Source organism: Streptomyces erythrochromogenes, assembly GCF_036170895.1.
GTDB lineage: Bacteria > Actinomycetota > Actinomycetes > Streptomycetales > Streptomycetaceae > Streptomyces > Streptomyces erythrochromogenes.
On sequence record NZ_CP108036.1, the window covers coordinates 5,162,108 to 5,186,762 of the forward strand.

Below are 24,655 nucleotides of genomic sequence, written 5' to 3' on the forward strand. Positions count from 1 at the left end.
GTAAGGTGGCCCGGTTGTCCTACGTACGACCGCCGCCGAGAGCACGAACCGGAGACCGTGACTACTACCGCCTCCCACCATCTCTCACCCGCCTTCCCCGGCCGTGCCCCGTGGGGCACCGCCAGCAAGCTGCGTGCCTGGCAGCAGGGAGCGCTGGACCGCTATATCCAGAACCAGCCCCGGGACTTCCTCGCCGTCGCGACCCCCGGCGCAGGCAAGACCACCTTCGCCCTGACCCTCGCCTCCTGGCTGCTCCACCACCACGTGGTGCAGCAGGTGACCGTCGTCGCGCCCACCGAGCACCTGAAGAAGCAGTGGGCGGAGGCCGCGGCCCGGATAGGCATCCGGCTGGACCCCGAGTACTCGGCGGGTCCGCTCAGCAAGGACTACCACGGCGTCGCCGTCACCTACGCCGGTGTCGGCGTGCGCCCCATGCTCCACCGCAACCGCTGCGAGCAGCGCAAGACCCTGGTGATCCTCGACGAGATCCACCACGCCGGCGACTCGAAGTCCTGGGGCGAGGCCTGCCTGGAGGCCTTCGACCCGGCGACCCGGCGCCTCGCGCTGACCGGCACGCCCTTCCGGTCCGACACCAACCCCATCCCGTTCGTGACCTACGAAGAGGGCAACGACGGGATCCGGCGGTCCTCCGCCGACTACACCTACGGCTACGGGAACGCGCTCGGCGACGGCGTCGTCCGGCCGGTCATCTTCCTCTCCTACAGCGGCAACATGCGCTGGCGGACCAAGGCAGGCGACGAGATCGCCGCCCGGCTCGGCGAGCCGATGACCAAGGACGCCATCTCGCAGGCCTGGCGCACGGCCCTGGACCCGCGCGGCGACTGGATGCCCAACGTGCTGCGCGCCGCCGACCAGCGGCTCACCGAGGTCCGCAAGGGCATCCCGGACGCGGGCGGCCTCGTCATCGCCTCCGACCAGGACTCGGCGCGCGCGTACGCCAAGCTCATCAAGGAGATCACCGGGACGAAGGCGACCCTGGTGCTCTCCGACGACACCGGGGCGTCGAAGAACATCGACACCTTCAGCGCGAACGACGACCGCTGGATGGTCGCGGTCCGCATGGTGTCCGAGGGCGTCGACGTACCGCGCCTCGCGGTCGGCGTGTACGCGACCACCATCTCCACCCCGCTGTTCTTCGCCCAGGCCGTCGGACGCTTCGTGCGCTCGCGCAGGCGTGGGGAGACGGCGTCCGTGTTCCTTCCGACCATCCCCTACCTCCTCGGCTTCGCCAACGAGATGGAGGTCGAGCGCGACCACGTGCTCGACAAGCCGAAGAAGCAGGGCGAGGAGGACCCGTACGCCGAGTCCGAGAAGGAGATGGACGAGGCGAACCGGCAGGAGGACGAGGACACCGGCGAGGACGAGCAGATGTCCTTCGAGGCGCTGGAGTCCGACGCCGTCTTCGACCGGGTCCTGTACGACGGCGCCGAGTTCGGCATGCAGGCGCACCCGGGCAGCGAGGAGGAGCAGGACTACCTCGGCATCCCCGGGCTGCTGGAGCCGGACCAGGTCCAGATGCTGCTGCAGAAGCGGCAGTCCCGGCAGATCGCGCACAGCCGGCGCAAGCCCGACTCCGAGGCGGACCTCCTGGAGCTGCCGGCCGACCGGCGGCCCGTGGTTTCCCACAAGGAACTGCTGGAGCTGAGGAAGTCGCTCAACACGATGGTGGGCGCGTACGTCCACCAGAGCGGCAAGCCGCACGGGGTGATCCACACCGAGCTGCGGCGCGTCTGCGGCGGGCCGCCGAGCGCGGAGGCGACGGCGGGGCAGATCCGCGAACGCATCAAGAAGGTGCAGGAGTGGGCGACCCGTATGCGGTGAGTGCGGTGAGTTCGCCCAGAACGCGTGACGGGGTCCGTGCGGAGGTTCGCACGGACCCCGTGCTCGTCCCCTCATCTCCGCGCCTGTGTGAATCGTTGTCACGAAACGACACTTGAGGCGATCAGGAAACGGCACAAACAGGTAGCTCGCGCCCGGATTCTGGACGAGCCCTTCCGCTGAGCGGACCTGCTCGCTACATTCCCCGCATCGAACGCACCGTGGCAGCGCCGCCGCGGGAGCGCAGCCGGTGCAATGGCCGCTACCGGCGGCCTCTCCTGTGCGCCGCCGTGGGACCGGCGGCGTGCCACCTCGAGAGTCACCGCCGCTCACCGAAAGAGGGAGAGGCGTCGTGACCGCGGAAACCTCCCAGACTCTCGACAGAGGGCTCAGAGTCCTCAAACTGCTCGCCGACACCGACCACGGTCTGACCGTCACCGAGCTCTCCAACCGCCTCGGCGTCAACCGCACGGTCGTCTACCGGCTCCTCGCCACCCTCGAACAGCACGCCCTGGTCCGCCGTGACCTCGGCGGCCGGGCCAGGGTCGGACTCGGGGTCCTGCGACTGGGCCGACAGGTGCACCCGCTCGTGCGCGAGGCGGCCCTGCCCGCGCTGCGGTCCCTCGCCGAGGACATAGGCGCCACCGCGCACCTGACCCTCGTCGACGGCACCGAGGCGCTCGCCGTCGCCGTCGTGGAGCCGACCTGGACGGACTACCACGTGGCCTACCGGGCCGGTTTCCGTCACCCGCTGGACCGGGGCGCCGCCGGGCGGGCCATCCTGGCCGCCCGTCAGGGCTCCCTCATCGAGCCGGGGTACACGCTGACCCACGGCGAGCTCGAAGCGGGCGCCAGCGGGGCCGCGGCGCCGCTGGTGGGCATCAGCGGGCTGGAGGGCAGCGTCGGCGTCGTCATGCTGGCCGACGCCGTGCCGGAGCGGGTCGGGCCGCGGGTGGTCGACGCGGCGCGCGAGGTCGCCGACGCCCTTCGCTAGGCCGCGGGCCCGGCGGACGCCCTCGGGCTGCTGTGCGTTGCCGGGTGCGGCGCCGTTGCGGGGGCGCTGCCCCCGGGCCCCCGAGCCTCAAACGCCGGCGGGGCTGGATGGTGCGGCGGGGCTGGAGTGTGCGGCGGGGCTGGTCGGGGGCGGGGGCGGATAGATTGGGCGGGTGCTCTCTCGCCTCACACGTCTGCCGCGTCCCGCCGCCCTGGCCGTCTGTGCCGTGCCCGTGCTCGGGCTGTTCGCCGCAGCGGCCTTCGCGCCGCTGCCCTTCGTGGTCGCCGTGCCCGGGCTGACGGCCGACGTGCTGGGGTCCGACCAGGGCAAGCCCGTCATCACCGTCTCCGGGGCACCCGTCCGGGACACCAAGGGCCAGCTGCGGATGACCACCATCCGGGCCACCGGTCCGTCCTCGACGATGACGCTGCCCGAGCTCGTCGGCCACTGGTTCAAGACCGATCAGGCGGTCCTGCCCCGGGAGGCCGTCTACTCCACCGGCGGAAGCGACGAGGAGATCGAGAAGCACAACCTGGAGGAAATGGCCAAGTCGCAGTCGGCCGCCGCCGACGCCGCCCTCGGCTTCCTGCGCAAGGATCCCAAGGACGTGAAGGTCGAACTCAACCTCGCCGACGTCGGCGGCCCGAGCGCCGGGCTCCTCTTCTCCCTCGGCATCATCGACAAGCTCGACGGCGACGGCAGCGGCGGTGACCTCACCGGCGGCCGCAACATCGCCGGCACGGGCACCATCACCGCCGACGGCAAGGTCGGCGCCGTCGGCGGCGTGGCCCTGAAGACCCAGGCCGCGCGGCGCGACGGGGCCAGCGTGTTCCTCGTACCGAGGGACGAGTGCGCGGACGCCCAGTCGGAGCTGCCCGAGGGGTTGCAGCTGGTGCCCGTCACTTCGCTGACGGATGCGGTGAACGCTCTTCGCGCACTGAACCGGGGAGAGCCGGCCCCGTCCTGCTGACCTCCGGCTGGCACTCCATCGCGCGCCAGGCCGGGAAGACCAGCGGGGCGAGCGTCGTGAGCAGGTACGTGCCGCCGAAGAGCAGCAGCGCGGTGCCCACGCCGAAGCCGTCGACGAGCAGGCCCGCCGCCAGTCCGCCCATCGGCATGGTCAGCTCGCAGCCCGCCGTTGTCACCCCGGCGACACGGCTGCGCAGCTCCTCCGGCACCCGCTCGTAGAGGACCGTCGACAGGATCGGGTTCAGCATGCCCACGCCCAGGCCGGCCAGCGCCATCGTCACCGCGAGCGGCAGTGTCGTGTCGGTGAGCGCGGCCACCGCGTACCGGGTCGCGCCGGACACCAGGAAGGCCGTCGCGAACACCGCCCGGCGGGGGAACCGCTCGCCCCACATCCCGTAGAGCAGGGCGCCCAGCAGGGCGAAGCCGCCGAAGAGGGAGACCATCAGGCCGATCGCGGTGGCGCCGCCGAGGACGTCCCGGCCGTGCACGGGCAGCAGGACCGAGGACCAGCCCTGGTCCAGGCCGTTGGTCATCATGACCATCACCGTGATGCCCAGCAGCAGCCGGGAGCGGGCCAGGAAGGCCCAGCCCTCGCCGAGTTCGGCGCGGTAGGCGGCGAACGAGACCTTGCCCGCGGCCCGTTGCGGCTCGGCGGCCGGGACCCCGCGCAGGAAGGCGCCGACGAGCAGCGCCGACACCCCGAAGGTGGCCGCGTCCAGCAGCAGCACGGTCTCGGCGCCGAACGCCGCGATCAGTACGCCGGCCACGGCGGCCCCGATCATCCGCGCCCCGCGCGAGACCGCGTCGTAGAGGCTGGCGGCCCGGGCGAGGGTGGTGCCGGCGTGCTCGGCGAGGTTCGGCAGGAGCACGCCCCGGGCGGTCAGCCCGGGGGTGTGCACGAGGCCGCCGAGGGCCATCAGCGCGCACAGCATCCAGAACTCCAGCACGCCCAGGTGGTGCAGGAGCGGGATCGCGCCGACCGACAGGCCGCAGATCAGGTCGGAGGCGGCGGAGACCCGGCGGCGGCCGATCCGGTCGATGACCGGTCCGCCGACCAGGGCGGCCACGATGACGGGCAGGGTGGCGCAGAAGGCGACGACCCCGGCCCGGCCGGCGCTGCCCGTGGTCTGGAGCACGAACCACGGGACGCCGATGAGGGTGAGTGAACTCCCGGCTATGGAAACGGTGTTGGCGGCCAGTACGGCGACCAGCGGGCGGCGGTTCGAGGGGCGTAAGGCCTGGCTGGGGGCATGGTCGGCGGAGGGCACGGCGAACTCCTTCGGGTGCGGTGGCGGTCGCGCGGTGTGCCGGTGCGCGGTGCGGTGGTGGTCACGCGGGGCGGCGGGAGGCCGCGTGCGGCTGCTACTCGGACGCGGAGCGCGGGAGGACGTGCGTGTGGATGCGGACGGTCCGGGTGTCCTCCGCCTCGGGCAGGTCCCGGTAGGTGTTGACCACGTCGTGCAACCGGCCGACCAGTTCCTCGCTCTGCCCTGGCGTCAGCCGCAGTGTGAAGTCGCTGAGGTCGGCGCCGGGCTCCCAGCGGCCCAGCCGGTTCTGGGTCTCGGAGATCCAGGCGGAGACCTCCTGGGTGTGGTTCGCGGCGACGGCCTGCAGGAAGACCGCGGCCGCGCTGCTCGTGGCCGGGTCGGCGTCGTGGATCAGCGATCCGTCGAAGCCGGTGCCCTCGTGCGCGGCCTGCCACCAGCGCTCCCGGCCCTTGCCGTGCCCGACCGCGTCCTCGACGAAGCCGTGCGCGGCGAGCTGGCGCAGGTGGTAGCTGGTGGATCCGCTGGACTCCCCGAAGCGTTCGGCGAGTTGGGAGGCGGTGGCCGGGCCCTTCCGGCGCAGGTCGGCCAGCAGCTGCATCCGCAGGGGGTGGGCGAGGCCGCGCAGGGCGCGGGCGTCGAGCATGCGCAGGGTGGGCTCCACGGGCTCCCGCCCCTCGGCGGGCGTGCTCTCGGGACGGCTCTCGGGACGGCTCTCGGGCATGCCTCGACCCTAGGGATGCAAAGAGTTCTCTGCAAGGGTTTGTTTGCAGAGAATCCTTTGCATCACTGGGCCCGGGTGTCGTCCTCCGCGGCCTGCTCCACCAGCGGGATGATCCGGAAGGGCACCGGGTTCTCCATCACGATCGCCGTCGAGGCCCTGACGATCCCCTCGAAGCCGACGACGCGGTCGATCACCCGCTGGAGATCGGCGTTGGAACGGGCCACCAGCCGGCACAGCATGTCCCCGTGCCCGGTGGTGGTGTGCAGCTCCAGCACCTCCGGGACCCCGTCCAGGTGCGCCCGTACGTCGGCCCCCTGCCCCTGCTTGATCTCCAGCGTCGCGAAGGCGGTCACCGGATACCCGAGGGCCGTCGGGTCGACCTGCGGGCCGAAACCGCGGATGACCCCGCTGGACTGCAGTCGGTCCAGGCGCGCCTGCACCGTCCCGCGGGCCACGCCCAGCCGGCGCGAGGCCTCCAGTACCCCGATCCGGGGCTCGCGTGCCAGCAGGACGATGAGCCGGCCGTCGAGTTCGTCGATGCCCATGGATGCCTCCGGGTGCCCACGCGTGCTCGTGGGTGGTCATAGTGCACAGATGTTTCAGCCATGCTCCGGCCATGCTGGGCAGTTTGTACAGTCATTCAGGAAACTATTGCGCAGCTTGTGGATCGGCGGGACTCTGCGCTCATGACTGAGTCTCTGGCGAACCTCGAAACCACCCCGCACACCGCGCGTGAGGCAGACCCCTTCCCCGTGAAGGGGATGGACGCGGTCGTCTTCGCCGTCGGCAACGCCAAGCAGGCCGCGCACTACTACTCGACCGCCTTCGGCATGAAGCTCGTCGCCTACTCCGGACCGGAGAACGGCAGCCGTGAGACGGCCAGCTACGTCCTGACCAACGGCTCCGCCCGCTTCGTGCTGACCTCGGTCATCAAGGCGACGACCGACCACGGCCGCTTCCTCGCCGAGCACGTCGCCGAGCACGGCGACGGCGTCATCGACCTCGCCATCGAGGTCCCCGACGTCCGCGCCGCCTACGCCTACGCCGTCGAGCAGGGCGCCCGCGGCCTGGACGAGCCGTACGAGGTCAAGGACGAGCACGGCACGGTCGTACTGGCCGCGATCGCGACGTACGGCCAGACCCGCCACACGCTGGTGGAGCGCGGCGACTACACCGGCCCCTACCTGCCGGGCTACGTGGCCGTCGAGCCGATGGTCGAGGGCCCGGCCAAGCGCACCTTCCAGGCCATCGACCACTGCGTCGGCAACGTGGAACTCGGCCGCATGAACGAGTGGGTCGCCTTCTACAACAAGGTCATGGGCTTCACGAACATGAAGGAGTTCGTGGGCGACGACATCGCGACCGAGTACTCGGCGCTGATGTCCAAGGTGGTCGCGGACGGCACCAAGAAGGTCAAGTTCCCGATCAACGAGCCGGCGATCGCGAAGAAGAAGTCGCAGATCGACGAGTACCTGGAGTTCTACAACGGCCCCGGCGTCCAGCACATCGCGCTGGCCTCGAACGACATCGTCTCCACGGTCCGCTCGATGCGCGCCGCGGGCGTCCAGTTCCTGTCCGTCCCGGACACCTACTACGACACGCTCGGCGAGTGGGTCGGCGACACCCGGGTGCCGATCGACGAGCTGCGCGAGCTGAAGATCCTCGCCGACCGCGACGAGGACGGCTACCTGCTGCAGATCTTCACCAAGCCGGTGCAGGACCGCCCGACCGTCTTCTTCGAGATCATCGAGCGCCACGGCTCGATGGGCTTCGGCAAGGGCAACTTCAAGGCGCTGTTCGAGGCCATCGAGCGCGAGCAGGAGAAGCGCGGCAACCTCTGACGTCGCGCACGTGCCTTCAGGCCCCCGGCAGCCGCCGGGGGCCTCGGGCTGCCGTCGGCCCCGGTGCGAGGGCACGGACACACCGCCGCGTGGTGCCCTCCGGAGGGGAGTGGGCCAAAATGCGGCGCCCGTCCCACCCGCGCACCGGGCCGCACGGTCGGCCCGCCGCGCCGTACGGCCGCGCCCCCGGCAGGCGGCGCGTCAGCGGGTGGCGGACGGGGACGGCTTCGGCTGCGGCTTGGCCGCCGCGGGCTTCGGCTTCGGCGCGGGGTTGGGCTTCGGGAGTTCCGGCTCGACCCACGGCGTGACCGGCTGCAGGTGCTCAGGGCCGCCCGGCGGCGGCTGGCCGATCGCCGCCAGCGCCTCTTTCGCCAGCGGCCCGCGCACCGGCGAGAAGTACGGGTTCGTCCGCAGCGCCTCCTGCAGGTGCCGCCGCGCCCCCGCCTCGTCGCCGAGGGCCCGCTCGATCATCGCCCGGTGATAGGCGAAGTCGGCGTTGCGCAGCCCCGGCTCCGTCGCCTTCTTCGCGTACTCCAGCGCCGCCGTGTGATCACCCGCCCGGTGCAGCGCCCACCCCAGCGCGTCCGCGGCCTGCATGCTCTTGTGCCGCTCCCACTCCTGCGACAGGCGCCGCACCGCAGCCGCCGGATCCCCGTGGTCCGCCTCGTACAGGCCCAGGACCACGTCCTCGTCCACGCCGTTCGCGCCGTCCCGGACCGCCATCGTCGTCAGCGCCTCGTACTGTGCGCGCGCCTCCTGCTCCCGGCCCAGCGACTCCAGCAGCTCGCCCAGCTCCCGGGCCAGCTGCGGCACCGGGGTCCGCCCCAGCGCCATCCGGTAGTCCCGCACCGCCTCCCCGCCGCGCCCCAGCGCCGCCAGCGCCCGCGCCCGGCCCGCCAGGGCCTCCGCCTGCGCCGGATCCGTCCGCAGCGCCCCCTCGTACTGCCGCAGCGCCTCCGCCGGGTCGCCCCGCTCCCAGGACAGCTCCCCGAGCCGGAACAGCGCGTACGCCTTCTCCGCCGGAGCCTTCGCCGCGGCCGCCGCCGACTCCATCGACACCACCGCGTCCTCGCGCCAGCCGCGGTCCCGGTACACCTGCGAGGCCCTGACATGGGCCGCCAGCCCCGGCCGCAGCTCCAGCAGCAGCTCCATCGCCTTCTGGGCGCCCTTGTAGTCGCCGAGCCCCGTGTACGCGTCCACCAGCACCGGGTACGCCGTCCACTGCCGCGGCGCCTGCGCCCGGACCAGCTCGCCCCACTTCCTGCCGGTCCCGAAGTCCCGCCGGGCATTGGCCAGCGAACCCATCGCCGTCATCGCGTCGAAGTTGCCCTTCTCCGCGGGGCGCACCTCCAGCGACCGCTTCAGCGCCTTCTCCGCCTTCGGGTACCAGGCCGAGTCCGCGGTCCGCCGCGCCTGTTCGAGGTAGGCGGAGCCGAGGACCGCCCACGAGGCGTCGTCGTCGGCGTGCGAGGCAACCCACTTCTCCCGGTCCGCCACCAGCGCCACCACGTCCGTCGCCGAGGCGGGCGCGCCCATGCCCACCGCCGTGGCGGCGCGCTCGCTCGGCCCCGGAGGGCGCGCGTCGTCACCGGTCCGGGCAGGCCGGATCAACAGGGCCCCGGCGATCAGGACCACCGCCACCCCGGCGGCCACGAGCGTCTTGCGGCCGGTGAAGGTCACGGGCGGCGCCGGCGTCTGCGAATCCTCGTCGAAACGGTCCATGGGGTCACTGTGCGTCAATATGAAGAGCGTGCCGAGGTGTCCGAAGACGTGCGCGGGCGTGTTCACACCGATGGCCCCGGCTGCCACGCTGGCCCCATGGATGATGACCTCTCCGCACGTCTGCGAGCGAGCCTCCTCGAAGGGCTCCCCGCCGAGGCCCTGCTCACCGACCCCCAGGTGACCGCCTCCTACGCCACCGACATGGCCAGCTTCTGCGCCGCCGGCACCCCGGCGGTCGTCGTCCTGCCCCGGACCGTCGAACAGGTGCAGCACGTCATGCGCACCGCCACCGCCCTGCGGATCCCCGTGGTCCCGCAGGGCGCCCGGACGGGCCTGTCGGGCGGAGCCAACGCCTCCGACGGCTGCATCGTGCTGTCCCTGGTGAAGATGGACCGGATCATCGAGATCAGCGCCGTCGACCGGATCGCCGTTGTCGAGCCGGGCGTGGTCAACGCCGTCCTCTCACGGGCCGTCGCCGAACAGGGGCTCTCCTACCCGCCCGACCCCTCCAGCTGGGAGCAGTGCACCATCGGCGGCAACATCGGCACCGCCTCGGGCGGCCTGTGCTGCGTCAAGTACGGGGTCACCGCCGAGTACGTGCTCGGCCTCGACGTCGTCCTGGCCGACGGGCGGCTGCTGCGCACCGGCCGGCGCACCGCCAAGGGCGTCGCCGGATACGACCTGACCCGGCTCTTCGTCGGCTCCGAGGGCAGCCTCGGGATCGTCGTCCAGGCCGTACTCGCCCTCAAGCCGGCGCCGCCCCGGCAACTGGCCCTGGCCGCCGAGTTCCCCTCCGTGGCCGCCGCCTGCGAGGCCGTCTGCGCCGTCATGGAGGCCGGACTGACCCCCTCCCTGCTGGAACTGATGGACCGTACGACCGTCCACGCCGTCAACGCACTCGGGAAGATGGGCCTGCCCGAGGCCACCGAGGCGCTGCTGCTCGCCGCCTTCGACACCCCGCACGCCCCCGAGGACCTCGCCGCCGTGGGCGAGCTGTGCACCGCCGCCGGAGCCACCGCCGTCGTACCCGCCGAGGACCAGGCGGAGTCGGAACTGCTGCTCCAGGCCCGCCGGATGGCCTTCCCCGCCCTGGAGGCGCTCCGGCCCGCCACGATGATCGACGACGTGTGCGTGCCGCGCTCGCGGCTCGGGGAGATGCTCGACGGGACCGCCGCCATCGCCCGCGCCCAGGGCCTGCTCCTCGGCGTCTGCGCGCACGCCGGCGACGGCAACACCCACCCGATCGTCTGCTTCGACCCCGCCGACGAGGACGAGACGCGGCGGGCCCGCGAGTCCTTCGGAGAGATCATGGGGCTCGGCCTCTCCCTCGGCGGGACCATCACCGGCGAACACGGCGTCGGCGTCCTGAAGAAGGAATGGCTGGCGCGCGAACTCGGCCCGGTCGGACTGGAGATGCAGCGCGCCGTCAAGCATGCCTTCGATCCACTGGGGCTCCTCAATCCGGGCAAGCTCTTCTGAGACCCGGGCGAGCTCCTCCGCTATTCGGGCGAGGTCCTCCGGAACCCGGGTGAGCTCTTGCGACCGTACGAGGCGCAGGTGACCGCCCCGCCTACGGCGGCCGCCCGGTCTGCGGCCGCCGCCCGGGGTCCGGGGCCCGTGCGTCATCACAGGTCCCCGTCCGCCGACTCGTCCGACGGCCACGGGTCGCGCAGCCACAGGTCGTCGGCCGGGGTCGGGGCGAGCAGCTCGGCCAGCGCCGCGTCCAGGCCGAGCCGCTCCGACTCGCTGCCGGGCGGGACGACCCGCAGGGTCCGCTCCAGCCAGGCCGACACGGCGAGGGACGGGGCCTCCAGGAGGGCGTCGCCGTCGGGGGAGCTGAGTGCCATGCAGAGCACGGCCTCGTTGTCGACCTTCGTGGGCCAGATCCGGACGTCGCCGTGCCCGCAGGGACGGAACACCCCCTCGACGAGCAGCTCGCGCGCGAAGGTCCAGTAGACCGGGGTGCTGGAACCGGTGTGGAAGGTGACGTGGACGGCGTACGGGTCCTCCGTGAGGTAGAGCAGGCGCGCCGGGACGGGGATGCTGCGTTCTGGGGAAAGGACCAGCTTCAGTTCCAGCTCGCGCTCGATGACGGGGTGGTGCATGACGGCCTCACTTCGGTCGGTGCGTGGGGCCGGATGGCACCCCACACCCGCTGAGAGCTCCGATGTGCCCGGGTATGACGCGACTTTCGGCGACGAACGCGAGATTGGCCGGATCCTGTCGGCTGACCGAAAACAGCCGTGAGGAGTGACGTTCGCTCAATGGCTTGGATTCTCCCGTTACCGGACCTGTCGGGCCACGGTTCTTGGCTATGGTCCTCCCCTTGCACAAGCCTCAAGCCACGATCGGAGTTGGGGACATGACGGCCTCCCCTGGTGACGGCGAGCACGCGGCCCGCGAGGGCTACTACCCGGATCCGTCCATCCCGGGGTACATCCGGTACTGGAACGGCGCGGCCTGGGTCCCGGGTACGAGCCGACCTGCCCCGGCGGCGCCCGCACCCGCCCCCACGCCCGTCCCCGTGCCCGCTCCCGCTCCGGTCCGCCCCCTCCCCGCCCCGGCTCCCGTCGCCGCGCCCGCCGTCCGCGCCGACGAGACGGGGCCGGTGTTCCTGGACGAGACCTCCATGACCGAGACGCTGCCGGAACCCGCACCGGCTCCGGAGCCGGAGCCCGCGGCCGCGCAGGCGCCGGCCCCCGTGTGGCAGGCCGACCCCGTGCACCAGGCCGGCTTCGGCGGGCCGCGCGACCGCCGGGTGTCATGGGGCAGCCCGCAGGAACCCGAGGCCGAGCCGGAGGCCGCGCCCGCACACGCGGCCGCCCCGGGCCCGGCCCCGGCGCCGGCGGCCGAGCCCGAGCCGGGGCAGCCGTCCGCCCGGCCCGCGGGGATCTCCCTGGCCCGTACGCCGTCCGCCGCGGCGGCGCCCGCGCGGCTCCCCGCACAGTCCTCCGCGGGCATCCTGTCGGCGCGCTCCCCGGCCGCGCAGGCCCCCGCGGCCCCGGCCGCCCCGGCATGGCCCGACGCCCCCGGAACGGGCGGCCCCGGCCCCACCGGTGTCACCTCCGCCTGGCCCGAGGCGGCCCCCGCACCCGCCCGCACCCCCGCTTCTGCTCCCGCTTCCGCTTCCGCTCCCGAGCGTGCCGCCGCTCCCGAACGGGCGGATGCGCCGGCGCCCGCCCGCCCCGAGGTGTGGGAGCCCCGGCCCGCGGGAGTCCGCCCGAAGGTCCCGCAGCCCGCCGCGGACGCCGCCCCGGCGGAGCCGAAGCCCGGGAGCTGGGAGCCGCGCGGAGCGGAGGAGGCCCGCACGGGCGCCCGTACCGGCCGCCCCGCCACGCCCCGGGCCGTGTTCGAGCGGATGGCCGAACGGGCCGTGCGCCCCGCCGGGCTGGTACGCCGTACCCTCGCCCGGGCCCTGGACTCCCTCGTGTTCGGCGCCGTCGCCGCCGCCGTCGCCCGGCCCCTCCTGCCAGGGGCCGCCGCCCACGTCCAGGCCAAGGTGGACGCCGCCCGGGCGAGCGGCCGCACCACCACCGTCTGGCTGCTCGACTCGACCATTGCCGGCAGCCTCGGCCTGGTCTTCGCAGCCGTCCTCCTCTTCGGCCTCCTCTACGAGGTGCTGCCCACCGCCCGCTGGGGCCGCACCCCGGGCAAGAAGCTGTTGGGCGTCCGGGTGCTGGCCACCGCCACCCTGCGCCCGCCGTCCTTCGGCGCGGCACTGTGCCGCTGGCTCGTGTACGCCTTCCTGGGCCTGCCCGGCAGCCTGTGGTGCCTCGTGAACCGCCCCCGCCGGCAGGCCTGGCACGACAAGGCGGCCAAGACGTACGTGGCCCGCTAGGGGGTGTCCCGGGGCCGGCCCCCCCGAATGGACGCTGTCCCGTTGCGGGGGCGGCGGAGCCGGGTTCGACTCGGGCCATGAGTACCGACCAGCCGCCGCCGGGCCAGCCGCCCGAGGAAGACCCGTTCCTCAAGAAGCCCCAGGAACCGACGCCTCCGTCGGGCGGTTCACCGTACGGACCGCCTCCGCCCGGAAGCGGCGGCCCGCCGCCCCCGGGAGGCTCCGGCCCCGGCGGCGGGGGATATCCGCCCCCTCCGCCCCCGTACGGCGGCGGAGGCGACCCGTACGGCAGTGGCGGCGGCTACGGCATGCCCGACCCGCTCGCGGGCATGCCCCCGCTCGCCGACTTCGGCAAGCGGCTCGCCGCGCGCGTCATCGACGTGGTGATCGTCGCCGTCCCGCTGTTCCTCATCCAGCTGGCCTTCGGCACGAACCGCTACATGGTCGAGACCGACCGGGGCGAGGACGTCAGCGAGGTCTTCACCAAGTCGTACAGCGGCAGCGGTCTGATCATGACCCTGATCTCGATCGTCGCGTACCTCGGCTACGACTGGTGGTTCACCAAGAAGGACGGCCGGACCGTCGGCAAGAAGGCGATGGGCCTGCGCGTCGCCATGCTCAACGACGGCTCCGTGCCGAACTCCGGCACGTCCCTGACCCGGGCCGCCGTGCTCTGGCTGCCGACGCTGATCTGCTGCTTCTGCCTGTGGCCGATCGCGCTGATCATCTCGATCCTCGTCGACAAGCCGTACAAACAGGGCCTGCACGACAAGGCCGCCAAGACCGTGGTGGTCCAGGCGACCTAGCGGACACCGCGCACGGGCGCACCTGCGACGCGGGCGGCCTCCCCCCGAGGGAGGCCGCCCGCGTCGCGTCGTGTGCGCCACGGGTGAAGGCTCAGTGGTGGACGGGGTGTTCGGCCGACGCCGTCCGCTGCTCGGGCGCCCGGGCGTCCGGAGCCGCCCCCGCGGCGGACGCGGTCGGCGCGCCGGCGCCGCCCGTACGCGCCGCGTGGCGGCCGCGGCGCTTCGGAGCGGGCACGGTGAGGGCGACGAGCAGGCCCAGGGCGAGCGCGGCGGCGGAGATGACCGCGACGCCGAGCCCGGTGCTCGTCTGTGAGAGCAGCAGCATGGCGATCGTCGACACGATGACCGTGGCGGACCCGTACGCGAGCTGTGCGGCAGTCGGACGCGGCATGGCGATATCCGTCCTCGGTGAGGGGGAGGGGGAGTCGGCTCAACCAACGTCGCGCGTCAAGTGACTCCATGACGGGATGCCCGGGGCAAGCCCCCGGTAAGCGTGACCTAACACACGGTGCTGGAGCACAGGGGGCGCACGGGATCATTTTTCACGCCCCGTAGGGGGGAGAAAGGGGACGCTACGGACCCGTTTCGGGGTCGGGAAGGGTCCTTCGCCCCGTATGGCAGGGGAACGTCCGGATAGCGGAACTCCCTGACCGCATAGTGCAGTTGTAAGGTTCAAGTCAAGGTCTGTCTTTTCTCGCGTCTCTCCGGTCAAATGTCGTCACTTGAGACGCGCGCCGCGCGGAACCCCCCGCTCCTATGGAGAAGTTCCGAACTCAGACGCTGCGGCCGCGGGAGGGGAACGACATCAAGTGACCAGCAATTCCGCCCGACGGCGTGCGATCCGCGCTGCCGCCGTCACCGTGACCATGGCCGCATGCGCGACCAGTGCAACCTTCTTCACCGTCACCGCGGCCCAGGCCGAGGGCAAGGCCCCGGCCGCCCCGGTGGCCGACCGGCAGGACCCGACCACTCCTGCCAAGGTCGTCGAGCACGACCTCAAGGGCCCGTTCAGCGAGCAGCAGGCCCAGCAGCGCAAGGCCGCTCTGGACCAGGTGCTCCAGGGCAAGAAGGGCGTCGAGCAGCGCGGCGCCTCCAAGGTCGTCAAGCTGGACGACAAGAAGTACGTCGAGCTCGGCCGCGAGAAGACCGACAAGATCTTCACGATCCTCGTCGAGTTCGGCGACCAGGTCGACGGCACCACCATGCACGACCCGGACGGCCCCGGCCCCAAGCCGGCCGTTCCGAAGTACGGCGGCACCCCCGGTCCGCTGCACAACACGATCGCGCAGCCCGACCGCGCCAAGGACAACAGCACCGCCTGGCGCAAGGACTTCAGCCGTGAGTACTTCCAGGACCTGTACTTCGCCTCCGGCGAGGGCAAGCACTCCCTGAAGACGTACTACGAGAAGACCTCCTCGGGTCGCTACTCGGTCGAGGGCGAGGTCGCCGACTGGGTCAAGGTCCCGTACAACGAAGCCCGTTACGGCTCCAACTTCTGCGGCCAGAGCAACTGCTCCAACGTCTGGGACACCGTCAAGGACGGCGTCACGGCGTGGGTCGAGGCCCAGAAGAAGGCCGGGAAGACCGACGCCGAGATCAAGGCGAAGCTGGCCCAGTACGACCTGTGGGACCGCTACGACTTCGACGGCGACGGCAACTTCAACGAGCCCGACGGCTACATCGACCACTTCCAGATCGTCCACGCGGGCGAGGACGAGTCGGCCGGCGGCGGCGTGCAGGGCCCCGACGCCCTGTGGGCGCACCGGTGGTACGCCTACGGCACCTCCGCGGGCAAGACCGGCCCGGCCAACAACAAGGCCGGCGGCACCCAGATCGGCGACTCCGGCATCTGGGTCGGCGACTACACGATGCAGCCCGAGAACGGCGGCCTCGGTGTCTTCGCCCACGAGTACGGCCACGACCTCGGCCTGCCCGACCTCTACGACACCTCCGGTGGCGGCGAGAACGGCGTCGGCTTCTGGTCCCTGATGTCGGCCGGCTCCTGGCTCGGCACCGGCAAGGACTCCATAGGCGACATGCCGGGCGACATGACCGCCTGGGACAAGCTCCAGCTGGGCTGGCTGAACTACGACACGGCCAAGGCCGCGACGAAGTCCACCCACAAGCTGGGTGTGGCGGAGTTCAACACCAAGGACAAGCAGGCCCTGGTCGTCGAGCTGCCGAAGAAGAAGGTGCAGACGGACGTCGTCGCTCCCGCCGAGGGTTCCACCCAGTGGTGGAGCAACATGGGTGACGACCTCAAGAACACCCTCACCCGCTCCGTCGACCTGACGGGCAAGACGTCCGCCGCGCTGTCCCTCAAGGGCTGGTGGGACATCGAGGCCGACTACGACTACCTCTACACCGAGGTGTCCACGGACGGCGGCGCCAACTGGACCGCCCTCGCCGGCACCGCCGACGGCACGGCCATCCCGGTCGACGCCGCCGGCAGCCCGTCGCTCACCGGCGTCTCGGGCGCCTGGAAGAACCTGAACTTCTCGCTCGACGCCTACGCGGGCAAGAAGGTCGACCTCCGCTTCCGCTACCAGACGGACGGCGGCGCGGGCGGCAAGGGCTTCACGGGCGACGCCCTCACCATCACCGCGGACGGCTCCGCACTGTTCACCGACGGCGCCGAGAACGGCGACAACGGCTGGACCGGCAAGGGCTTCTCCCGCATCGGTGCCAACTTCACCAAGGAGTACGCGCAGTACTACCTGGCCGAGAACCGCCGCTACGTGTCGTACGACTCCACCCTCAAGGTGGGCCCGTACAACTTCGGCTTCGGCAACACCCGTCCGGACTGGGTCGAGCACTACCCGTACCAGGACGGTCTGCTGATCTGGCAGTGGGACACCAGCCAGAAGGACAACAACACCAGCGTCCACCCGGGCCAGGGTCTGATCCTCCCGATCGACGCCAACGCCAAGCCGATGAAGTGGGCGGACGGCACCCTGCTGCGGAACAAGATCCAGCCGTACGACGCGACGTTCAGCGCGTACTCGACGGACGCGTTCACGCTGCACAAGAATGGCGAGTCGCTGTTCCTGAAGCCGAAGCCCGCGAACCTGGTCTTCGACGACCGCAACCCGGGCAAGTACTACTCCGACGAGAACCCGACCGGATCGGTGAAGGTCACTGACACCAACACCAAGATCAAGATCCTGAAGGAGAGCTACGACGGTGAGGTCATCACCGTCGAGGTTGGCCCGTCGAAGAAGTAATTCGGTAAAACCGCAGGTCAAAGCATGATCGGCCGTCGCCCTCTAGCGGGCGGCGGCCGATCGCGTTTAGATGCCCCGGTACGAGGTTCTTATTGACGGGGGAGATGACCGACATGCCCGGTGGAGGTTTCGTCAGATTGCCAGGCGGCAGCGTGGTCGTTGCGCTCACGCTGCCGAGACCGTCCGGTGAGGGCGGAAATGTCCGCGTGCTGGTGCACGCCGCGAACCGGGCCCGCGCCCTGACCAGGCTGCGGAACCTCGGGATGCGAGCGGTGTACCTGCGGGGCAACGCACAGCCGCCCACACCCGACGAGGTCACGGCCGTCCTGCACCATCCGGACGGCCTGCTGTGGCGCGGCGCACCCGACCGCGCCCAGGAGCTCTGGCACCCCATCCGGGCCCTGCTGGGCACGTAGGGGATGTCTCGCGCCCCGGCGGCCCAGTCCCGGCGCCTCTAGGGCCGGGGCCCGGCCGTGCCCACGAGGGTCACACCGGCCGCGCGGAGCTCCTCCAGGGCCCGCTCGGTGGTGTGCGGGGCCACGGCCGCCGTCAGGTCCAGCAGGACGCGCGTGGTGAAGCCGGCGCGGGCGGCGTCGAGGGCGGTGGCCTTCACGCAGTGGTCGGTGGCGATGCCGACCACGTCGACCTCGCCGACGTGCCGCTCCCGCAGCCAGGCGGCGAGGTTCTCGCCGTTCTCGTCGGCGCCCTCGAAGCCGCTGTACGCGGCCTCGTACGCACCCTTGTCGAAGACCGCGGCGACCGAACCCGAGGCCACGGCGGGCGCGAAGTTCGGGTGGAAGCCGACCCCCTCCGTCCCGGCCACGCAGTGGACCGGCCAGGAGGACTCGTAGTCCGGCTCGGTCGGCGGGTGCGCGAAGTGCGCCCCCGGGTCGATGTGGTGGTCGCGGGTGGCCACGACGTGCCGGTACCCGGCGGTGGCCTGCCCGATCAGCTCGGTGATGGCGGCGGCGACGTCGGCTCCGCCGGTGACCGCGAGGCTGCCGCCCTCGCAGAAGTCGTTCTGTACGTCGACGACGATCAGTGCGCGGTGCATGACGTGTCCTTCGGTTCGTTGTCCTTGTGCGGCGGCGGGCCCTGCGGGGGGCTCTTCCCCCACCCCGCCCCTTCCCGAAACGGGGCTCGAAATGAGCCCCGCCGGCGATTGAGGCGCGGGGGCCCGGGGCGGAGCCCCCGCAGCGGAGCCGCACCGGCCCCCCGGGCCCTCCCGCCCTCCCGCCCTCCCGCCGAGCGTGCCCGCAGGGCGGCCCGCAGGGTCAGGCGTACTCCGTCGGGATCACGGCCTCGCCCCGCGACAGCTGGGTCGCCGACAGCGGCAGACCCGCGCGCGCCGCGCGGTGGCGGTCGCGGGCCGCCTCCAGCGGCTCGCGGGCGACCACCTCGCCCGCCTTGACCAGGTGCGTCAGCAGCTGCTGGTCGGCCAGGGCCGAGGGAACCGGGCCCACGCCGATCACCTCCGCCTCCGCCACTCCCTCGGCGTCCCGACGCCGCGCAGCCCACTTGCGGCCGCCGATGGAGGTCTTGCCCCCGGTGGACTTCTTGGCCACCGGCGCCAGCGCCGCCTTCGGGTCCGCCGAGGTGGCCCGCGCCACCAGCTTGTAGACCATCGAGCACGTCGGGTGCCCGCTGCCGGTCACCAGCTGCGTGCCCACGCCGTACGCGTCCACCGGAGCCGCCGCCAGCGAGGCGATGGCGTACTCGTCCAGGTCCGAGGTGACCACGATCCTCGTCGAGGTCGCCCCCAGCTCGTCCAGCTGCTGGCGCACCCGGTGGGCCACCAGCAGCAGGTCCCCGGAGTCGATCCGCACGGCGCCCAGGTCGGGGCCCGCCACCTCGACGGCGGTGCGCACCGCCTCGGCCACGTCGTAGGTGTCCACCAGGAGCGTGGTGCCGCGCCCCAGCGAGGCGACCTGTGCCGTGAAGGCGTCCCGCTCGCTGTCGTGGACCAGGGTGAAGGCGTGCGCGCTCGTGCCGACGGTGGGGATGCCGTAGCGGAAGCCGGCCGCAAGGTCCGAGGTGGAGGCGAAGCCGCCCACGTACGCGGCCCGGGCCGAGGCGACGGCCGCCAGTTCGTGCGTGCGCCGCGCGCCCATCTCGATCAGCGGCCGGTCGCCGGCCGCCGAGGACATCCGGGAGGCGGCCGCCGCGATCGCCGAGTCGTGGTTGAGGATCGAGAGGATCACCGTCTCCAGCAGCACGCACTCGGCGAAGCTGCCCTCCACCCGCAGGATCGGCGAGCCGGGGAAGTAGACCTCGCCCTCCGGGTAGCCCCAGATGTCGCCGGAGAAGCGGTACGAGGCTAGCCAGTCCAGCGTCCGCATGTCGACGACGGCCCGCTCGCGCAGGAACTCCAGCACCGCGCTGTCGAAGCGGAAGTTCTCCACCGCGTCCAGCACCCGCCCGGTCCCCGCGACCACCCCGTAGCGGCGCCCCTCGGGGAGCCGCCGGGTGAACACCTCGAAGACCGAGCGGCGGTCGGCGGTGCCGTTGGCCAGCGCGGCCTGCAACATCGTGAGCTCGTAATGGTCCGTGAAGAGCGCTGTCGACGGCACGTCCACCGGCAGGCCCAGGTCCGCAGGGTTCATGGCGGCGATGCTAGCGCACATTTCGTCAAAGTGACGAGATGTGGGTCCCGTTTGTGCAACCGCCTCGTCACGGTGGCAGCATGGGACGAGTGAGTGTTGCTCCCATTGAGATCGAACGCACTGAGTCGGCCGAAGAGACCTTCGCGGTCCCGGAACCTGACGTTCCCTGGGTGACCCTGGTGCACAACGACCCGGTCAACCTCATGAGCTACGTGGCGTACGTGTTCCAGGCGTACTTCGGATACTCGAAGGACGTCGCGCACAAGCTGATGCTCGACGTCCATCACAAGGGGCGGGCGGTCGTCTCGAGCGGCTCCCGCGAGGAAATGGAGCGCGACGTGCAGGCCATGCACGGCTACGGCCTGTGGGCGACCCTCTCCCAGGACCGCAACTGATGGGGCGGTCGACCGGGATGTTCGAGTCCCTGACGGGCGGCGGAGCCGCCATCGCGCTGGACGAGATCGAGATCTCCATCCTGCGTTCCCTGGCCGTCCAGATGCTGGAGCTGATCGGCCCCGGCGACCCCGAGCCCGCCGAGGACGCCGACCCCCTCGCCGCGCTGTTCGCCGAGGGGCCCAGCGAGCCGCCGTCCGACCCTGCGCTGGCCCGGCTCTTCCCCGACGCCTACGGGTCCCCTGACGGCACGGGCGACGAGGGCGTGGACCAGGCCGAGCTGACGGCCCGCTCCGCGGAGTTCCGCCGCTTCACCGAGAACGACCTGCGCGCCCGCAAGCGCGAGGACGCACTGGCCCTCGTGCGGAGCCTGGACGCGCTCACCCCGGCCGGCGGCGGGGCCGCCGTGCTGGAGCTGACCGGCGAGCTGCCGCTGCGCTGGCTCGGGGGGCTCAACGACCTGCGCCTGACCCTCGCCGCCCGGCTCGACATCACCGAGGACGACGAGAGCGCGGCCCTCTTCCGGCTGCCGGACGACGATCCGCGCAAGCCCATGGTGATGGCCTACCTGTGGCTCGGCGGACTCCAGGAGTCCTTGATCGAAACCCTCTGAGGAACCTCAAGGAACGACATCGTTCGCTCAGCGGACGCTCAAATCCGGATAACGATCAGATCACCGCCATGCGGTGATCTGTCATGATCACAGATGTTTGTCCGGAAATTTTGATGCCGTGCACCACATTTCTCCCGCTCGGGCGGTCGTAAGCACGTGATAAATCTTCACGACCGCCGAAGGGACGCCACCCATGTCTCCCGGCCTGCTTGAACCGGCAGACCGCCGGCGTGCAACTCCATCCGTATCCGGGGGGATCGAGGACCCGATCCGCAGCCAATGAAGGCGCGGGTCGGCGTGGAGAAAGGCGCACCAGACATGACCTCAGTGCAGGTCGAGCAGCACGGCAACACGCCCGGCGAGGGCACCCAGGGCGACGGCGGCGAGGGATACCACCGCACGCTCGGCGCCCGCCAGATCCAGATGATCGCGATCGGCGGAGCCATCGGCACCGGCCTCTTCCTGGGCGCCGGCAAGGCGATCTCCAAGGCCGGCCCCAGCCTGATCCTGGCGTACGCGATCGCGGGCCTGGTCATCTTCTTCATCATGCGGGCCCTGGGCGAGCTGCTCATGTACCGCCCGGTCTCGGGCTCCTTCTCGGACTACGCCCGCGAGTTCCTGGGCCCCTTCTGGGGCTACGTGACGGGCTGGACGTACTGGCTGTTCTGGGTGGTCACCGGCATCACCGAGGTCACCGCCGCCGCGCAGTACATGTCGTACTGGACCCACGACAGCTTCCCGCAGTGGGCCTACGCGCTGATCTTCACGGTCATCCTCTACGGCGCCAACCTGATCTCCGTGAAGCTCTTCGGTGAGCTGGAGTTCTGGTTCTCCATGGTCAAGGTCACCGCCATCGTCGGCATGATCCTGATCTGCGCCGGCATCCTCACCATCGGCTTCTCCGACGCCGCCGACACCGCCACCGTCTCCAACCTGTGGAACGACGGCGGCTTCTTCCCCAAGGGCATCGGCGGCACGCTGATGACCCTGCAGATCGTGATGTTCGCCTTCCTCGCGGTCGAGCTGGTCGGCGTCACCGCCGGCGAGTCCAAGGACCCCGAGAAGACCCTGCCCAAGGCCATCAACACCGTGCCGTGGCGCATCGCCGTCTTCTACGTCGGCGCGCTCATCATGATCCTGTCGGTCGTCCCGTGGACGCACTTCCAGCCGGGCGTCTCGCCCTTCGTCGCCGCCTTCGAGCGCATGGGCCTGGGCATCGGCGCCGCGATCGTCAACTTCGTCGTCCTGACCGCCGCCCTGTCCTCCTGCAACTCCGGCATGTACTCCACCGGCCGCATGCTGCGCGACCTCGCGCTCAACGGCCAGGGCCCGAAGGTCTTCACCAAGCTCACCAAGAGCGGCACCCCGCTCATCGGCACCACCTTCAGCGCCTCGCTGATGCTGGTGGGCGTCTGGATCAACTACGTCGCCCCCGGCAAGGCCTTCGACTACGTCGTCTCCTTCGCCACCATCTCCGGCATGTGGGCCTGGATCATGATCCTGGTCTGCCAGATCCGCTACCGGGCCAAGGCCGACCGCGGCGAGCTGCCCGGTTCGAAGTTCAAGGCCCCCGGCGCCCCGTACACCAGCTGGTTCGCCCTGGCCTTCATCGCCATGGTCATCGTGATGATGGGCGCCGACAAGGACGCCCGCGTCTCGCTGTACTGCGCCCCGCTGTGGGGGGTCATCCTGGGCGTCGCCTACCTGGTCATGAAGAACCGCGACCCGCGCGGCGCGGCCTTCACCAAGGCGTCGTAGCAGCGGTTCCCGGCCGCCTGCTACGGCCGGGAACCCAGCTCCCGTGGACATCCTGTCCACCATGCGGGCCCTTCCGTACCACTCCTCGGTACGGGAGGGCCCGTCTGCTTATCCTGTCGCTCATGCTGACCCTCACCCAGGCCCTGTACGACCGGATCGTCGAGCACTCCCGCCAGGACCACCCCGACGAGGCGTGCGGTGTCGTGGCCGGCCCGGCGGGCACCGGCCGCCCCGAGCGGTTCGTCCCGATGCTCAACGCGGCCCGCTCGCCCACCTTCTACGAGTTCGACTCGAAGGACCTCCTCAAGCTCTACCGCGAGATGGACGACCGCGACGAGGAGCCGGTGATCGTCTACCACTCGCACACCGCGACCGAGGCCTACCCCTCGCGCACGGACGTCACCTACGCGAACGAGCCCGGCGCGCACTACGTGCTGGTCTCCACCGCCGACAAGGACGGGCTCGGGCAGTTCCAGTTCCGCTCGTACCGGATCGTCGACGGCGTGATCACCGAGGAAGAAGTGCAGGTCGTCGAGGCCTACTGACCACCATGTGAGCAGATGGCGTCCACGATGCGGGATCACACTCCAAACCGGGGACCGGGAATCGTTAACATGACCGCATGGTTTCCCACGACGTGAGCATCGAGACGCCCGGCAGGCTGCTGCTCGTGGCGCGGCTGCACGTCGACCTGTGCCGACTCGCCAGCGCCATCTGTCCTGCCGCCTGAGCACCAGAGCCCTCTCGCGCGGGGGCCCGCACGAACGCGCGCCCGTTTTCCCACGCACACTTGCCACGCCCACGCCCTGACGACTGGAGCCCAGCCATGGCCATCGAGGTCCGCATCCCCACCATCCTCCGCACCTACACCGACGGCGAGAAGGCCGTGAACGGTGAGGGCGCCACGCTCGCCGACCTCTTCGCGGACCTGGAGACCCGGCACAAGGGCATTCGAGAGCGACTCATCGACCAGGCCGCCGGCGGCCAGCTGCGCCGCTTCGTGAACGTCTACCTCAACGACGAGGACGTCCGCTTCCTCGACGGCATCTCCACCGCCCTCAAGGACGGCGACAACGTCACCATCCTCCCGGCCGTGGCCGGCGGATCGAAGTAATGCGCTACGACTCCCCGCTGGCCGCGGTCGGCAACACGCCGCTGGTCCGGCTGCCCCGGCTGTCCCCGTCGCAAGACGTCCGGATCTGGGCCAAGCTGGAAGACCGCAACCCGACCGGCTCGATCAAGGACCGCCCCGCGCTCCACATGGTCGAGCAGGCCGAGAAGGACGGCCGGCTGTACCCCGGCTGCACCATCCTGGAGCCCACCTCGGGCAACACCGGGATCTCGCTGGCGATGGCGGCCAAGCTCAAGGGCTACCGCATCGTGTGCGTGATGCCGGAGAACACCAGCCAGGAACGGCGCGACCTGCTGGCCATGTGGGGAGCCGAGATCATCTCGTCGCCGGCCGCCGGCGGCTCCAACACCGCCGTCCGGGTGGCCAAGGAACTGGCAGCGGAGCACCCGGACTGGGTGATGCTCTACCAGTACGGCAACCCGGACAACGCGGGGGCGCACTACGCCACCACCGGCCCGGAGATCCTCGCCGACCTCCCGTCGATCACCCACTTCGTGGCCGGCCTGGGCACCACCGGCACCCTCATGGGCGTCGGCCGCTACCTGCGCGAGAACGTCCCCGGAGTGAAGATCGTCGCGGCCGAGCCGCGCTACGACGACCTCGTGTACGGACTGCGCAACCTGGACGAGGGCTTCGTCCCCGAGCTGTACGACGCCTCCGTGCTCACCACCCGCTACTCGGTGGGCTCCGCGGACGCGGTCACCCGCACGCGGGAGCTCCTCCAGCAGGAGGGCATCTTCGCGGGCGTCTCCACGGGCGCCGCCCTGCACGCGGCGATCGGCGTCGGCCGCAAGGCGGTGGCCGCGGGCGAGACGGCCGACATCGTCTTCGTCGTGGCCGACGGCGGCTGGAAGTACCTCTCGACCGGCGTCTACACCGCGGCGACGACGGAAGAGGCCATCGAAGTCCTCCAGGGTCAGCTCTGGGCCTGACG

Annotated in this window: 24 protein-coding genes; 16 read left to right on the forward strand and 8 right to left on the reverse strand. The window is 71.4% G+C overall.

What is annotated here, in order from left to right:
- The first annotated feature begins 57 nt into the window (after positions 1–57).
- The 3 genes from OHA91_RS23600 (at position 58) to OHA91_RS23610 (ending at position 3,803) form a co-directional block, all read left to right on the forward strand.
- Entirely contained in the window at positions 58–1,842 is a 1,785-nt protein-coding gene (locus tag OHA91_RS23600; protein WP_031152385.1) for a DEAD/DEAH box helicase, read from the forward strand.
- A 349-nt stretch (positions 1,843–2,191) separates the two neighbouring features.
- Positions 2,192–2,833 (forward strand): IclR family transcriptional regulator, encoded by a 642-nt coding sequence (locus OHA91_RS23605; protein ID WP_030662724.1) that lies wholly within the window; start codon positions 2,192–2,194, stop codon positions 2,831–2,833.
- 172 nt (positions 2,834–3,005) lie between these two features.
- Complete coding sequence (locus OHA91_RS23610) at positions 3,006–3,803, forward strand: S16 family serine protease (protein WP_078959372.1); 798 nt, start codon at positions 3,006–3,008, stop codon at positions 3,801–3,803.
- On the opposite strand, the gene OHA91_RS23615 is transcribed toward OHA91_RS23610, so the two are convergent.
- The 3 genes from OHA91_RS23615 to OHA91_RS23625 all read right to left on the reverse strand — a co-directional run bounded on the left by OHA91_RS23615 (position 3,733) and on the right by OHA91_RS23625 (position 6,336).
- Entirely contained in the window at positions 3,733–5,070 is a 1,338-nt protein-coding gene (locus OHA91_RS23615; protein WP_328739961.1) for an MFS transporter, read from the reverse strand. The genes OHA91_RS23610 and OHA91_RS23615 overlap by 71 nt on opposite strands.
- A 94-nt stretch (positions 5,071–5,164) precedes the next feature.
- Positions 5,165–5,791, reverse strand: a complete 627-nt coding sequence (locus OHA91_RS23620) for an ArsR/SmtB family transcription factor (protein WP_328739962.1) — start codon at positions 5,789–5,791, stop codon at positions 5,165–5,167.
- Positions 5,792–5,853: 62 nt separating this feature from the next.
- Positions 5,854–6,336 carry an Lrp/AsnC family transcriptional regulator gene (locus tag OHA91_RS23625; protein WP_328739963.1) on the reverse strand — a complete coding sequence of 161 codons (483 nt, stop codon included), beginning with the start codon at positions 6,334–6,336 and terminating at the stop codon, positions 5,854–5,856.
- A gap of 141 nt (positions 6,337–6,477) precedes the next feature.
- On the opposite strand from OHA91_RS23625, the gene hppD reads away from it, so the two are divergent.
- Positions 6,478–7,632 (forward strand): 4-hydroxyphenylpyruvate dioxygenase, encoded by a 1,155-nt coding sequence (gene hppD, locus OHA91_RS23630; RefSeq protein WP_030847375.1) that lies wholly within the window; start codon positions 6,478–6,480, stop codon positions 7,630–7,632.
- Between the two features lie 201 nt (positions 7,633–7,833).
- On the opposite strand, the gene OHA91_RS23635 is transcribed toward hppD, so the two are convergent.
- Entirely contained in the window at positions 7,834–9,354 is a 1,521-nt protein-coding gene (locus tag OHA91_RS23635) for a tetratricopeptide repeat protein (protein ID WP_245240141.1), read from the reverse strand.
- 96 nt (positions 9,355–9,450) lie between these two features.
- Between OHA91_RS23635 and OHA91_RS23640 the strand changes: the two genes are divergently transcribed.
- Positions 9,451–10,833 (forward strand): FAD-binding oxidoreductase, encoded by a 1,383-nt coding sequence (locus OHA91_RS23640; RefSeq protein ID WP_328739964.1) that lies wholly within the window; start codon positions 9,451–9,453, stop codon positions 10,831–10,833.
- A gap of 146 nt (positions 10,834–10,979) precedes the next feature.
- Here OHA91_RS23640 and OHA91_RS23645 read toward each other — a convergent pair whose 3' ends face one another.
- Positions 10,980–11,459, reverse strand: a complete 480-nt coding sequence (locus tag OHA91_RS23645) for an SsgA family sporulation/cell division regulator (RefSeq protein ID WP_031152378.1) — start codon at positions 11,457–11,459, stop codon at positions 10,980–10,982.
- Positions 11,460–11,716: 257 nt separating this feature from the next.
- Between OHA91_RS23645 and OHA91_RS23650 the strand changes: the two genes are divergently transcribed.
- Both OHA91_RS23650 and OHA91_RS23655 read left to right on the forward strand, forming a co-directional pair.
- Positions 11,717–13,192 (forward strand): RDD family protein, encoded by a 1,476-nt coding sequence (locus OHA91_RS23650; protein ID WP_328739965.1) that lies wholly within the window; start codon positions 11,717–11,719, stop codon positions 13,190–13,192.
- Positions 13,193–13,269: 77 nt separating this feature from the next.
- The gene (locus OHA91_RS23655) at positions 13,270–13,998 is read left to right on the forward strand and encodes an RDD family protein (RefSeq protein WP_031152375.1); all 729 of its coding nucleotides are present in this window, start codon (positions 13,270–13,272) and stop codon (positions 13,996–13,998) included.
- Between the two features lie 91 nt (positions 13,999–14,089).
- Here the strand turns inward: OHA91_RS23655 and OHA91_RS23660 are convergent, their stop codons facing one another.
- Positions 14,090–14,389, reverse strand: coding sequence for a hypothetical protein (locus OHA91_RS23660; RefSeq protein WP_031152372.1), 300 nt, complete (start codon positions 14,387–14,389; stop codon positions 14,090–14,092).
- 475 nt (positions 14,390–14,864) lie between these two features.
- On the opposite strand from OHA91_RS23660, the gene OHA91_RS23665 reads away from it, so the two are divergent.
- Both OHA91_RS23665 and OHA91_RS23670 read left to right on the forward strand, forming a co-directional pair.
- Complete coding sequence (locus OHA91_RS23665) at positions 14,865–17,222, forward strand: immune inhibitor A domain-containing protein (RefSeq protein WP_051893265.1); 2,358 nt, start codon at positions 14,865–14,867, stop codon at positions 17,220–17,222.
- A gap of 113 nt (positions 17,223–17,335) precedes the next feature.
- Entirely contained in the window at positions 17,336–17,638 is a 303-nt protein-coding gene (locus tag OHA91_RS23670) for a hypothetical protein (RefSeq protein WP_030825287.1), read from the forward strand.
- A 38-nt stretch (positions 17,639–17,676) separates the two neighbouring features.
- Here the strand turns inward: OHA91_RS23670 and OHA91_RS23675 are convergent, their stop codons facing one another.
- Positions 17,677–18,276 carry a nicotinamidase gene (locus OHA91_RS23675; RefSeq protein ID WP_328739966.1) on the reverse strand — a complete coding sequence of 200 codons (600 nt, stop codon included), beginning with the start codon at positions 18,274–18,276 and terminating at the stop codon, positions 17,677–17,679.
- Positions 18,277–18,496: 220 nt separating this feature from the next.
- Positions 18,497–19,825, reverse strand: coding sequence for a nicotinate phosphoribosyltransferase (locus OHA91_RS23680; protein ID WP_328739967.1), 1,329 nt, complete (start codon positions 19,823–19,825; stop codon positions 18,497–18,499).
- A gap of 80 nt (positions 19,826–19,905) precedes the next feature.
- Here OHA91_RS23680 and clpS point away from each other — a divergent pair, with 80 nt between their 5' ends.
- The 7 genes from clpS to OHA91_RS23715 all read left to right on the forward strand — a co-directional run bounded on the left by clpS (position 19,906) and on the right by OHA91_RS23715 (position 24,653).
- Positions 19,906–20,220, forward strand: coding sequence for an ATP-dependent Clp protease adapter ClpS (clpS, locus tag OHA91_RS23685; protein ID WP_030662673.1), 315 nt, complete (start codon positions 19,906–19,908; stop codon positions 20,218–20,220).
- Positions 20,220–20,831: a DUF2017 domain-containing protein gene (locus tag OHA91_RS23690; RefSeq protein ID WP_031152361.1), complete on the forward strand. Its 612-nt coding sequence runs from the start codon at positions 20,220–20,222 to the stop codon at positions 20,829–20,831. The genes clpS and OHA91_RS23690 overlap by 1 nt, the downstream gene beginning before the upstream one ends.
- A 318-nt stretch (positions 20,832–21,149) precedes the next feature.
- The gene (locus tag OHA91_RS23695) at positions 21,150–22,589 is read left to right on the forward strand and encodes an amino acid permease (protein WP_031152359.1); all 1,440 of its coding nucleotides are present in this window, start codon (positions 21,150–21,152) and stop codon (positions 22,587–22,589) included.
- Positions 22,590–22,711: 122 nt separating this feature from the next.
- The gene (locus tag OHA91_RS23700; protein WP_328739968.1) at positions 22,712–23,134 is read left to right on the forward strand and encodes a M67 family metallopeptidase; all 423 of its coding nucleotides are present in this window, start codon (positions 22,712–22,714) and stop codon (positions 23,132–23,134) included.
- A gap of 77 nt (positions 23,135–23,211) precedes the next feature.
- Positions 23,212–23,319, forward strand: coding sequence for a putative leader peptide (locus OHA91_RS23705; RefSeq protein WP_311736929.1), 108 nt, complete (start codon positions 23,212–23,214; stop codon positions 23,317–23,319).
- A gap of 96 nt (positions 23,320–23,415) precedes the next feature.
- Entirely contained in the window at positions 23,416–23,703 is a 288-nt protein-coding gene (locus OHA91_RS23710; protein ID WP_030026553.1) for a MoaD/ThiS family protein, read from the forward strand.
- Complete coding sequence (locus tag OHA91_RS23715) at positions 23,703–24,653, forward strand: PLP-dependent cysteine synthase family protein (protein ID WP_031152354.1); 951 nt, start codon at positions 23,703–23,705, stop codon at positions 24,651–24,653. Before OHA91_RS23710 ends, OHA91_RS23715 begins: the two co-directional genes overlap by 1 nt.
- The last annotated feature ends 2 nt before the right edge of the window (positions 24,654–24,655 follow it).